At 60.8% G+C, this 11,997-nt stretch carries 10 protein-coding genes; 6 read left to right on the top strand and 4 right to left on the bottom strand.

Going from position 1 to position 11,997, the window contains the following annotated elements:
- The first annotated feature begins 247 nt into the window (after window positions 1-247).
- Window positions 248-496 carry a hypothetical protein gene (locus P9228_RS26055; RefSeq protein WP_095802876.1) on the top strand — a complete coding sequence of 83 codons (249 nt, stop codon included), beginning with the start codon at window positions 248-250 and terminating at the stop codon, window positions 494-496.
- Between the two features lie 56 nt (window positions 497-552).
- On the opposite strand, the gene P9228_RS26050 is transcribed toward P9228_RS26055, so the two are convergent.
- A complete protein-coding gene (locus P9228_RS26050) occupies window positions 553-729 on the bottom strand; it encodes a hypothetical protein (protein ID WP_170950440.1) in 177 nt (58 codons plus the stop codon).
- An 814-nt stretch (window positions 730-1,543) separates the two neighbouring features.
- On the opposite strand from P9228_RS26050, the gene P9228_RS26045 reads away from it, so the two are divergent.
- The gene (locus P9228_RS26045; protein ID WP_127213915.1) at window positions 1,544-1,807 is read left to right on the top strand and encodes a hypothetical protein; all 264 of its coding nucleotides are present in this window, start codon (window positions 1,544-1,546) and stop codon (window positions 1,805-1,807) included.
- Window positions 1,808-1,919: 112 nt separating this feature from the next.
- Here the strand turns inward: P9228_RS26045 and P9228_RS26040 are convergent, their stop codons facing one another.
- Complete coding sequence (locus P9228_RS26040) at window positions 1,920-2,780, bottom strand: hypothetical protein (RefSeq protein ID WP_127213916.1); 861 nt, start codon at window positions 2,778-2,780, stop codon at window positions 1,920-1,922.
- Between the two features lie 243 nt (window positions 2,781-3,023).
- On the opposite strand from P9228_RS26040, the gene P9228_RS26035 reads away from it, so the two are divergent.
- On the top strand, window positions 3,024-3,752 hold the full coding sequence (locus tag P9228_RS26035; protein ID WP_127213917.1) for a glycosyltransferase family 25 protein: 729 nt from the start codon (window positions 3,024-3,026) through the stop codon (window positions 3,750-3,752).
- Between the two features lie 59 nt (window positions 3,753-3,811).
- On the opposite strand, the gene P9228_RS26030 is transcribed toward P9228_RS26035, so the two are convergent.
- Window positions 3,812-4,915, bottom strand: a complete 1,104-nt coding sequence (locus P9228_RS26030) for a glycosyltransferase (RefSeq protein WP_278056317.1) — start codon at window positions 4,913-4,915, stop codon at window positions 3,812-3,814.
- A gap of 90 nt (window positions 4,916-5,005) precedes the next feature.
- A complete protein-coding gene (locus P9228_RS26025) occupies window positions 5,006-8,293 on the bottom strand; it encodes a glycosyltransferase (RefSeq protein WP_278056315.1) in 3,288 nt (1,095 codons plus the stop codon).
- 24 nt (window positions 8,294-8,317) lie between these two features.
- Here P9228_RS26025 and P9228_RS26020 point away from each other — a divergent pair, with 24 nt between their 5' ends.
- The 3 genes from P9228_RS26020 to P9228_RS26010 form a co-directional block, all read left to right on the top strand.
- Window positions 8,318-8,764 (top strand): hypothetical protein, encoded by a 447-nt coding sequence (locus P9228_RS26020; RefSeq protein ID WP_127213919.1) that lies wholly within the window; start codon window positions 8,318-8,320, stop codon window positions 8,762-8,764.
- Between the two features lie 1,069 nt (window positions 8,765-9,833).
- Window positions 9,834-10,148, top strand: a complete 315-nt coding sequence (locus P9228_RS26015) for a hypothetical protein (protein WP_143749081.1) — start codon at window positions 9,834-9,836, stop codon at window positions 10,146-10,148.
- A 92-nt stretch (window positions 10,149-10,240) separates the two neighbouring features.
- Window positions 10,241-11,997, top strand: a 1,757-nt coding sequence (locus P9228_RS26010; protein ID WP_278056450.1) for a DUF4347 domain-containing protein, incomplete at its 3' end; no start/stop codon positions are given.

Genomic DNA, 11,997 nt, shown 5'->3' with positions numbered 1-11,997 from the left:
GAAAGCGCCTCCCGGCATAGCAGAGCGATCCGTGACGTCGCAGGCCTACCTTGCCCGGCCGCCTTCTATTGCGATCACGACTTTCTGGTACAGTATTCCTCAGGAAAAACGTCATTTCCACGGGAGGGTGATTTACGAAGATTGTGGGATCCCCCGAAATGGGCTTCCCATTTCTGATCAATCGTGATTGATTCTCGGCCACTTGTGTTGCGCAGATCGCCGGAGGGGGCTTGTGCGACTCATATCGATGATGGTCGAACTCGGCGTGATTGTTGGCGGTCCCGGTTTGGAAACCGATGCCAGGTGCCGCGATCTGGCCGCTATGGCTACCATTTCCATCTCTGATCCGGATGAAGCCCGGCGTCTGCAGGATGAACTGGCGCAACAGTTCTCTCTGCTGTCCTACGGCGCTGGTCTCGGCCTCGACATTTCGCCCTACTGGGATGAACTTCTTAGCCTCGTAGAGTCGGTTCGCTGCGCATCTCGCCTGAATTGACCAGGCGATCAAGCCGCTCGCCGCAACGGAACACAGCTACCAATCGACGGCGCTGGCTACGAACGCTGCGGTCTGGCCATCGCAAGGCCCCGTTCCAGCGCCTCCTTGAGGCTCGTGGTATAGTGCGCGGTGTCCTCCAGGCCGCCGAAGAAGTTTATGCGGTGGACATCGCCTTTCTTGCTTATGACGATTCCAGCTGCACGGAGGGTTTCCTGAACCGACTTGTATGTCATCTCCGATTACCTTAGCCACCCAGAGATTAAGGTTGCATCTTAATGTAACAAAAACGTGTCGCTGACTGTGAAAAAAACAACATAGGCTGCTGCCGGCTAGAGCGCATCGCGGCGAAATGGATCGAGAAATACGCTTTTAAGTCTTTGTTTTGTGCATGTCTTTTCCGAAAAACGCTGCACAAGTTTGCGCGACATGCATCAAGTCCTTCTTTTGGTGCATGTCCTTCGCCCAACCCACTGCACTTTGGGGAGGCGACATGGTAATCTGATCGAGCTAAAGCCCATTGAGCTAATTGAGCGAGCGGCGAAAAAAGCGCACTGTTCTGTTTGCCGAGCCTCAGCATAAACGCCAGCCGAGATTGCCTCGGATAGTTTGTCGAACCCGGTATTCCCTGGTCCGCCTTTTTGCGTCCTTCTAATGGCGGGTTCGCGGGTAAGCCTTACGTCTTCGTTTCGGGGGAGAAAATGGAAAAGCGAAACGAACGGCGTACTGCGGCAGGAATCGGTGCAGAAAGGCCCACGCAAAAGTCCCCACATCTTCGTCAGTCGCTCACTCCCCGGCGGGTGTGTACGCGCTGGCGACCTTGTTTGATATCGCCACCCCGCCGGACATCCGCTCGCCTTCCAACTCGGAATTCTCCTAGGAGCACGTCATCCTCCAAGCTTTCGACCTGACGTTCCAGCGTCTTCCGTTACCGTGCTGCTCGAATGAGAAACTCGGTGCTGCGTCGAAATTGGTACAGATGGCGATACTTGCTCGATTGCTAAAATAGTGAAATTTTCGCCTCGAGTGCCTGGAAGCAGGATTGGGGAGATGTACTTTCCTCAGTTTCTGGTCGGAATGCTGATCACGTCGACCGTAGTCGGAACCTGGGCCTATGAGGCCACGGGGTCCGTCTGGATGAGCATTGCCTGGAGCCTCCTAGCCGCGCTTCTGTTGCAGGTCGGCTATCTCGCGATTGTGTTCAGGCTTGTATATGGTCGGCGACACTCCGAGCCGAAGGCGAAGGAGACCGATCCGGACGCTGCCAAGCAACAATCCCTTCCACATCAGCCACGACATACGGACGGCCGCTGACCAACTGCCGGCTTGGGCGTTCTCGTCCCTGCTTTTTTGGAGACCCGTAGCGTCCGCGCAGGCCCCCGTATGTGTCCGATCACAAGATTCCCGCCACATTGCCGAGCTTTGGTTAGCGTCGCTCCCGGGTAACATGCAACAATTGCTGGAGTCGGACCGGCAGGTGCGGCGAGGCGTGCAATTCGGTACAGCTCTTTTTCCATCGGCGGAGATATTCGGCGATTGGAACCCCGCTGCGGCCAGGCCAGCGGTTGAGCGCGCCCAGCGCCTCAACGCAATCGGGAACCTGTTCGTATTCTGCGAGAATGGTCGGGCACATTGCTTGCGCGAACGGATTGAGACCTGGAACTTCGATCTCGTTTCGGTGGTCGGCGAACCACGTCGCAGCATCTCGGGTAAGTCCCTGGCTGTCGGCGAGCGCGGTATAGCGTTTGATTATGTTCCCACGATATTCGGCAATGGCGTCGCCGAAAGCGTTGTCACCTGCGAAAGGCGGGTCCTGTTTCCAGTCTTTCGCCAGGCGTCCCAGGCCTCGCAGCGAGAAGGCCTCCACCATGGCTTCCTCCAGCCATTGGCAAGGCGGTGCCGGCTTCGCATCGGCCTGCCAGCTGTTGGCAAGCACATGGCCGAGTTCATGGCCGAACTGGTAGGCAAGCTTCGACCAGTCCCGTTCGCCGATGTCGACAATGATCCAGGCCATACTGCTGCCGTCGGGATGCAGCCAGATCGCCGGCTGTCCGGTGCCATGGCGGTCGACGCGGAGCCTTGCCGGCTGGCGATCAGACAGCAGTCGGACGCCGTCTAGGCAGGCGCGCCGCGCCTTTTCAACGACCTGTTCTGCCGCTTGCGGGAGCATGCGGCCCCAATTGCCCGCGAGTTCGAGCGGGGCGGACAGAAGCGTCGCGGGTGTCTTATTCCGGGGGGATGGCATAGCTGCATAGCCCGGGTCCAGGATGGCCGAAAACTTTGCCATTGCGGTAGCCGATGCTGCCGCAACGATGATGCCAACCGCCAAATCTCGGCGCCTCATAGCCTCTCCAGTTGGCGGACGCAAATCCTCCAAAAGTTCGAATGCCTGGTCCAAGCCGTCTCGCCAGCTACCACTGATCCGGCTAGACTTGAAGTTCTCTCAAGTGGAGGCCGGGGCGCAAGCTGGTTCGCTCGATGCAAAGTGAGTGAATGGACGAACCATCGCCAAAATGGGGCTAAAAGCGTCATGTCGGAGATTTATGTAATCAATCTCGATCGAAGTGTCGGGCGGCTGGATAAATTTCGCAAGTTGAACTCGCACCTGCCGGAAGTCCGGAGGTTCTCCGGATTTGACGGAAAATCCATAGACCGCGACAAGCTGATAGAGCGTGGGGTTATCAGTTCGGATTTGGAGTATGCGCCTGGGAGTCTGGGCTGCGCCATCTCGCACGTGACGCTCTGGAGAGAGGCCGTCGGTCGGCACAAGGTGATAACGGTTGCCGAAGATGATGCGATCTTCTCTCGCGAGTTCGAACGACATACGAACGCGCTCTTGGCGAACATCCCGGCCGATTGGGATTTCATCCTGTGGAGTGCAAGTCTGCGATGCTATGCTTGGCTAGATGCCCTTCCTGGCGGAACCGGTGCCAGGCTGGAGTTCTTTCCGGGCGAAGTCATGACGCATATTGCTGACTTCCAGGAGGCGGCAATCGAACCTGCTCTGCTTCGAGCGCGCTATCTGCTCGGCACGGTTTGTTACTCCGTCTCGCCACGTGGCGCGCGCGCGCTGTTGGAGTGGTGCCTTCCGATACGGCCGATGATCGTGGATTTTGCAGGCTTCGGCCTAAGGCTGAACAATGCAGGCATCGATTGCATCATGGCGGGCGTGATGCCCTCGCTCAAAGCCTATGTGTGCTTGCCACCGCTTGTCATCAGTGACGAACGGGCGGAGGAATCGGTACGGATCAATACGTGAGCGACAGGCTGGCGTTGACCGCAGTCGGCCAGTCCGTCCCGTCAGGCAACCGATAGCCTTCACCGAACACCTTCTTCGCCGAGCGGCGCTGCTCGATCTTCGTGCCGGCGCCGAATGAAGAAATCGAGGTTGTTCCTGAGACGCTCATTGCCCGGGTCAAGCTCGAGCGCCATCTGCCCCCATTCCACAGCACGGTCCATCGCATTCAGGTGCCATGAGGCGATGGCGCCCAGATCAAACAGCCGAAAGCCCCAGCAGTTCGGGTCATCGAGATAGCTTCCGGTGCGACGGGTGTTTTCGATTCCGTTGCTGCACGCCCAGAACAGATTCAACCAGTCGGCCCTGCCGTGGAGTTCCTCCGCAAGGTCGGCCCAGATCTCGCGCCGATGCGGCGCTTCCATTCGCGCTTTGTCCAACCACACCAATCTCTGGTCCGGCATCATGCGTGCGATGTAGCGCATCGCTTCTGACCGTTCCTCGCCCCAGGTGCTTGTCGGCAAGCCAAGGTAGCGCTCAAGCAATTGAACGGCCTCGTCGGGCCGGTTGGCCCACATCAGGTCCCGCCCGAGCCAGAAACACATCTGTGCGTCGTCGGGATCTTCCTTGTAGGCAACCTCCATCAGAGGCAGGTAGCTGCTCCTGGTTGGCTTGGCCAGGTCCTGCACCTCGAACATGACCAGGTCGTTGCTGGTCGTGACCACCTCCCTTTCTCCGGTGAAGACGAGGGCCTCATGGACGGGGCGCTTGAAGCGATATCCCCAGCGATGGTGAAAATTCTTGGTGGCCCATTGCCGCAACGGTCTGGGGTCGTCGACACTCGCTCTATAGATCGTCTGGCAATAGAGGGCTGTCGTTTCGGGTCTCCAGGCCGCCTCCAGCTTGGGGCGCCAGCCGGGCTCGAGGAAACGGTCCATGTCCATCGTGCAGCACACGTCGACGTCGGCGGGGATGAGTGCCAGGGCGGCATTTCGGGCGTCATCGAAGCGCCATGGGCGGACCGCGATCCGGTGCACGGTGACGCCGGCGTTGATCAGTCGGGATACCGTGTCGTCGGTGCTGCCGGTGTCGGCGACTATCCGATAGTCGGCGCCGACGGCCGAATTTGCCCACCTCTCGACATGTGCGGCTTCGTTCAACGCGATGGTGTAGACCGCTGTCTTCAAGGAAGGGGTCCGCGATTGGACGCAGTCGCTAAGCGACCTCCCGCTGAACGGCTGGACTCGCCCGAACCCGACCGCACCGCCCTGTGACGCTCATCGAACAAGGCCGACGCCTCCGCGCTTGCGGATCGCCACTAGCCCTCCGAGCAATTTTGCCTGGCTAAGCTCGAAATGGCTGTCGAAGAACCGGATTTCGGCGAACTGATCGGCAAGGTCGCTGATACCGACCGGGTCGATTGATCGGGCCGTGCCGTGCTGTTGGATTTCTCGCAAGAGATGCTTAGTGAGTGTGATTTCAACGGCATTTTCGCTTGTTGGCTGCCAGTCGAGGTCTTCGATGAAATACCATCCACCCTCTGCGAGCAGCGGGAAGAATTCGCGCAGCGTCAGTTGCTCGTCGAACGAGGCGTGGCTGCCGTCGTCGATAATCACGTCAAGCGAGCCCGGTTCCAGCTTCGCCGCGACCGAGCGCAGATCCTCCAGCTTGGATTGATCGCAGACGAAAGACTTGAACCTCTCATTGTTGAACTGAGAAAAATCCGTCAGGTCGACACCGATCACCTCGGCGTAAGGAAAATAGGATTGCCAGAGCGCGACCGAGGGCGTCTCGGACTGGTCGCCTTCCGCGGCGATGCGACAAAGGCCGATCTCCAATAGCCTCCGCATGCAAAGTCTCCGGCTGGACAGCAGCCGCTCGTAGACGCGTGCGTAAGCATGCCGGTTGCCGGTATGGCGGTTCTTGTCGGTGTTGAAGCGATCAGCAAGATCGATGAGTGTGGGAAAGCTCCGCAGCGGCTCGACCAGCAAGGAGATGAGCGGCGCTCCTTCCCCGCCCGAGCGAGCCTCATTTCGTGCCGTCCACAGGTGTGTTCCGAAGACACGCTCATCATTCAGATAGACAGCCAAATCGGCGAGCGGCTTTTCGAACTCGCCTATCTCGGTCCAATCGATCGCGTTAAAGAACATCGGCCCGAAGACCCAATCGCGCAGCTCGGCGCCTTGATCCGAAGCAATGTAGTCGGAGAGCAGTTTCGGGCCGATTTCGCCAAATCCCTTGCCGCTCTCACCGAAGAACCGCTCGATTGACATCTCGTAGAGCGCTCTCAAATGGGGGCTGAAGGCTTCGGCATAGATGACGTTGCCGCAGACGAAGTGGCCTTGGTGCCCGCCGCGCCATTGCAGATTGAAAAAGTAATCGCCGCGGAACGGAAACGGTCGCAGCATGACCACGTCGCAATCCATCCACAACCCGCCATGTTCGTAAAGCACGGCGTAGCGAAAGGCGTCGCTGAAATAGCGGATCTCGGAGCCGGCGACCATTCGCTCGAACAAGCTGCGCGGCATCACGTCATCCGCGGCGCGTACCTCGACGCCGAGCGGCACGAGGAATTGAAGCTTGTTCGGCGAGTAGCTCCAGACCCTCACGGGATGGCCTGCGGCGCGCATCGACGTGGTGGCGGCAATCAAGGTCAGATGCTTCGCAGTGTCGGAAAGCACCTCGTAAAAGCAGTGGATCTGAGGCAGCGCGGCATCTCCCCTGTCCAGGAAGGGGGCTATCCGGCTATCGAACGCCCAGGATTGATCGCGACGCTCATGCGGCGAGTCTGCGAAGCGAAGGAACGGCGCCAGCTCGAGCAGGACCTCCTCTGTGCCTTTCGCATTGCCGGAGAGGACAATCCTGCTCGCCTCCTTCGGGAGTCCGCTGTCAGGCCGGGTTTGTTGATGGAGGTCGCCGGGTTCTTTGCGCTGCTGAGCCGCCGCAATTTGTATGGTCGCACCGTCCGCCGACGTCGTCGCAAGTGAGCTCCAATATGCCTCGCTTGCGAACAAATAGTCGGTCCTCTCCAGCAGCGAGCTTACCTCCGAGGCATCGACGGCGGCGATCCACGCTTCGCTCTCGGCGACGCCGTACGAAATCAGCAGGCGCTCGTCTTTTGGGTGCCAGGCTAGGCCGGCGGCAAATTCACCCCCCTTTTCATTGAAGAAGAACGGCCGGCTGATCTTTGCCAAGCAACCTGTTTCGTCCAACCAGACGAAGCGGTGCTGGCAGTATGGCTGAGCCCCGTCCGGCCTTGCTCGCGTCTCGTGCGCGAGTGTCAGCCATCCGCCTTCGAAGGCGATCGCCTGGGTGCCTCCCTTGAGCTGGTCGGCAGCGACGGAAGACGGCTTTTCCGATATCGTCTGCCCTTGATCGCCGACAATGCGGATGGAATCACCCACAGAAAGGAACTGCAGCCGCTCCCGGTCGGTGCCGATGCCAGCCGGCTTGACTAGGGGGAGCCAGTTGTTGCCGTTCATCTTCGCACCGATCGGCCGGAGCACACGCCAGTCAGTCATCCGGTATGGTGCAGGCCCGCCATGGTCGATGCGCGCGATGACTGGTTCGCCTTCTGCGGCCGACGCGCGCATATAGGCGCTGCTCCACAATTGCCCCTCCCAGGCAAACGGACGCATGGCCTCGAGGCCGCAGCCGTAAGCAGGTCGCGGCAAGTCGGTCGGCTGTGAAATCTCATCGGCCGACGCGATCCCGAATTCGCTGTCGATGCGCAGCAAGAAATTGCGTGTGTGCACCGCCGCTCGATCCGGCGCTCGAGCCCGGAGGTTCTCTTCCGCCGCCGCCAAGGTGATGGCCCCCTGCAGCACTACGATCTGGTTGTCCCAGCGAGCCACGGAGGGGTTTGAGAGCCGATAGCCGTCGGGCGGCACGAAGCCGACCGGTTGCGCAGTGAACGATGGCATCATCGTCTTGGCGGGCTGGATGTAGAAGAACAGGTTGGAGCGCGCCAGATCGCGGGAACCGTCGGCGATGCTGCGGCTCAGCGCCAGCCAATTGCACACTGCGAACCCGCGGTCCTTGCGCAATGGATCGCTCGCGTAGTTTGCCGCGATTGCGTATTCCTCGCGAAGGCCCGTCGTGTAGATGAAATCCTCGAGAAACAGGATGTCTTGCTCCGGTTTCCTGATCGCCAGACCGGCTTCCGAAAACAGCACGCTGGCGTCGTTCATCCCCTTCTCGCGATGGAACCGCGCGAGGTCGTAGAGGGGTTCGGTACGTTGCGGGCGCTGATTGAAGGCAGCAAGCGCCTGGCGAATGAAGCCTGCGTCGTCCCCGAGCTTTCTTAGGCAGCGCGCCTCCTGCAGCCGGGCGTTCCATGCTTCCTCGTCCCAGCCGCCCATCGCCGCGCGTTTGGCGTAGGCCACCGCCGCCTCGGCCGTGCGTCCGGCGTCGCGGTAGGACTGCGCCAGGTAAAACCAGTATCGGTGGTTCTCCGGGTCTTTCTCCAGCGCCTCCAGCAGGAGCTTGATGTCGCGCTCGAACTTGTCGACGCGGTTCGATCCGGTGGCGTGGTCCTTGTACCAAACGCCCTGCAGTTCCTTCACGTCGCCGGGAACGTCGAGATATTCATGCGTCACGCCACGGTAGCGGGCGCCGGCATCGCGCCTGACGATGCGGGTGTTCCAATAGGCGAGGTCGGAACCGGAGCGCTGGAGCAGCCGATAGCCGGGACAGTCGAGCTGCGCTCGGAAGCCCGCGTCCTCGACGACCAACTCCATGTCGGCGTCGTCAAAAAGCAGATAATCATAGACGAGCGACGAAGCATACGCATGATCGAGCGCGGCGTTGCGGGCCTGCTCGAAATTTTCGAAAGGGAACTGATGCAACTCGCCGGGCAGGTCGCGATCGGCGAAGAAAGCCCTGATGTAATCCTGGGTCCCGTCGGTCGACCCGGTGTCGCCGATGACCCAGCAGTCGATGTGGTCGACAACCGCCCCCAGACAGCGCTGCAGGTTCGCCATCTCGTTCTTGACGATCATGTTCAGGCAAAGTCGCTTGCCCGTGGTCATCCGTGAAATTGCCATCTCTCGCTCTGACGTTGCGCGACGTTCAAGCAATGCCATTCTCTGCGTGCCGCGGATGAATTCGCGGAGCCGTCCCGAAGCTCCCGTTGTCTACTTGTCCCGCCACCGGAGCGGCTAACGATCTCCGCCCACTTCACCGTCATTTGCCAAGCGACGTCAAGTTCGACGAAGCGGTAGTTGGCGTCGACCCCATCGCGACGCCCCAACGGGGATGACAGTGCTCAAGCTCGATCACGTTTCTGGGTTTGACGCAGATTCCTGGGTGCGGGTTAAGTTCTGGATTTCAAAAATATTTTCTAGAGTTTCGGTCTGTAATAATTCACGACCTAATACTTTAGAGGTAGGTCAGTTTAGTCGCTCCCATAGTTTACAGATCGCTAATTTTCAAATTTACTAATTTGCTGCTGTGAGGGGGCCCACAGGTCGTGGGTAGCTGGCATTCTGCGGAAGTCGTAGGGGAGTCAAGCCAGAGGGTTTCGGGAGTAGCAAGGCCAAAGTCGCGGACGACTAAGGCACGTGCGTTGGTGAGCGCGCGGCCGTGTGAGCGTTTGTCTTTTTTGTTCGGGTCGAACGGGTTTTCCACTCCGGAGTTCTCTCGCGAGTTTTCGCCAAGAGATCGGCGTCAGCCGTGACGGGAGTGAATCGTGTATCACGTGATGTCACGTGCGTTTCCCAGGGAGTTTGAAGCCCGCCGCTTCGACAAACTTCAAGCATATCCGCAACTGAGCGCCGCTGGCCGTACCCATCTATGCGCCGGTGGGGAATTGGTTGCTGCAAGGTGCGACGGGCTGCTGCCGTGCCCCGCATCCAAACCAGATTTCAACAGAGCTGTTCAAACCGAGTGCCGTCGGAAAACGGCGCCGTCTGCGACTTCCTGCCCGCCGATCGGACCGGGAGTCGTCTGGAGCAAAGGCTGCAGCCCATCACGTCTTCGCGCGCGAGCTTTCGCGCGAGTTTGCGGCCAAGCCCGTCGGATCGAGGGCGGTACTGCGGTGATTGAAAATCAAGTGTCAAGCAGGAGAAGCCGCGGCACCAGCCGCCGCTAATCGGGGAGTGCATGATGACCTACGCAACTTTGTCTACTGGAATGGATGTGACCGTTAGGGGCGTTTTGCCCATCGGCGACGCGACCGAGCATATAACCTATTTCATTCTGGATGCCGCCAAGAACGCGATCGTCGGCCAGGTCATTCTTCCCGCTGCCGTCAAGCGAAGCCACGCTGTCGCAATAACCGTCAAGGTTCCAAGCACCGCCGGCTCTCTCGCGATCGGGACATTTGACGAAGGCGGGAATTTCCAAGCCTCCGGTTTCCTCCGCGTGGAGGCCCCTGCCGTTGGCCGCCCAAGCGGCGCCATCGGGCCGTCCGGAAGATGACCGCGGCCAAGCGCCGTTTCCGCGCCGCTCGCCGACTAAGCCGGTGGGCGGTTTCCCTTTTGAAATGAATTGGAAGCGAACAGGAGCCAGTCATGGCCCGTGCCTCTGAAATTCTCTTTGTGGATCCTTCGATCTCCGATCTCGAGACTGTTCTGAGCAACGTCCGGCCGGGGGTCCAGGCCATCCTGCTCGATGGCCGTCAAGCGCCGGCGGCGCAGATGGCTGCGGCGCTGAGAGGGCACGAAGAGCTCCGCGCGGTCCACATCATCGCGCATGGCGCGCCGGGTCGGGTTAATTTCGCTTCAGGAGAATGGTCGGTCGGGACGTTGAAGGGCGCGGCTGAGGAATTCGCCGCAATCGGCAGGGCGCTCGCTGCGGACGGCGAACTGCGGCTATGGAGCTGCGAGACGGCGCTGGGAAGGGCAGGCGATGCGTTCGTCGACGCTTTGGAAGCGGCCGTCGGCGTGGATGTCTGCGCGTCCAGTTCGCTTGTCGGTGCGGCAGTCCTGGGCGGTGCGTGGGAACTACCCGCACGTGCGGGCGCGTCGGCGCCCCTGCCGCCGCTGACCCCAGCTGGCGTAGCAAGTTACATCGGGCTCCTGGTGGCGGGTAATCTGACGCTTACCGGCACTGTAGCCGATGGCAACAGTAAAAGCATAAATACGTTTTATCTTATTGATACTACTGCCAATCCAGATACCATTGTTGGAAGTTTCGTTCTTCCTCAGTCGAACAATGGAGTGGCGTTCAATTTTGCAATAACTATTACAGTACCTGATACAACCCATACTTATCAAATTTACACCAGCGGCTTCGAGCTATACGGTACGCTAACGCCTGCCGCCGGTAATACTTACAATTTTGCGACCGACGCTGGTAACAATGGTGACAATGGCGATACATTCAATGGGGGCAGTCTCGCCGTCACGAGTCAAGTAGGCCCGACCGGCCCGGCTGGCGCGACCGGCCCCACGGGTGCGACCGGCGCCACGGGCGCGGGTGCAACGGGCGCGACCGGCGCCACCGGAGCAACAGGCGCGACGGGCGCCACCGGTGCGGGTGCGACGGGCGCCACAGGTGCGACCGGCGCCACCGGAGCATCAGGCGCGACGGGCGCAACCGGCGCGGGTGCGACGGGCGCCACAGGTGCGACTGGCGCGACGGGCGCCACAGGTGCGACCGGTGCAACGGGCGCCACCGGCGATACCGGAGCTTCGGGTGCGACCGGCGCTACTGGTGCGACTGGAGCAACCGGCGCAACCGGCGCTACAGGTGCGACTGGCGCTACGGGTGATACCGGAGCAACGGGCTCGACTGGAGCGGCCGGAGCAACGGGCTCGACTGGCGCGACCGGAGCAACAGGCGCGACTGGCGCGACCGGAGCAACAGGCGCGACTGGCGCGACCGGAGCAACAGGCGCGACTGGCGCCACCGGCGATACCGGAGCAACAGGCGCGACCGGCTCGACAGGTGCGACCGGAGCAACCGGCGCCACAGGTGCGACCGGCGCCACGGGTGATACCGGAGCAACGGGCTCGACAGGTGCGACCGGAGCAACAGGCGCGACTGGCGCCACCGGTGATACCGGAGCAACCGGCTCGACCGGTGCGACCGGAGCAACCGGCGCCACAGGTGCGACCGGAGCAACAGGCGCCACCGGCGCGACGGGTGCGACCGGAGCAACCGGCGCCACAGGCGCGACCGGCGCCACGGGTGATACCGGAGCAACGGGCTCGACTGGCGCGACCGGAGCAACAGGCGCGACTGGCGCTACCGGCGATACCGGAGCAACAGGCGCGACCGGCTCGACAGGTGCGACCGGAGCAACCGGCGCCACAGGTGCGACCGG

Source organism: Mesorhizobium sp. WSM4898 (assembly GCF_029625845.1).
Classification (GTDB): domain Bacteria; phylum Pseudomonadota; class Alphaproteobacteria; order Rhizobiales; family Rhizobiaceae; genus Mesorhizobium.
Note: the sequence above shows the minus strand (reverse complement) of the source record. Positions and strands in the feature narration are given on the sequence as shown.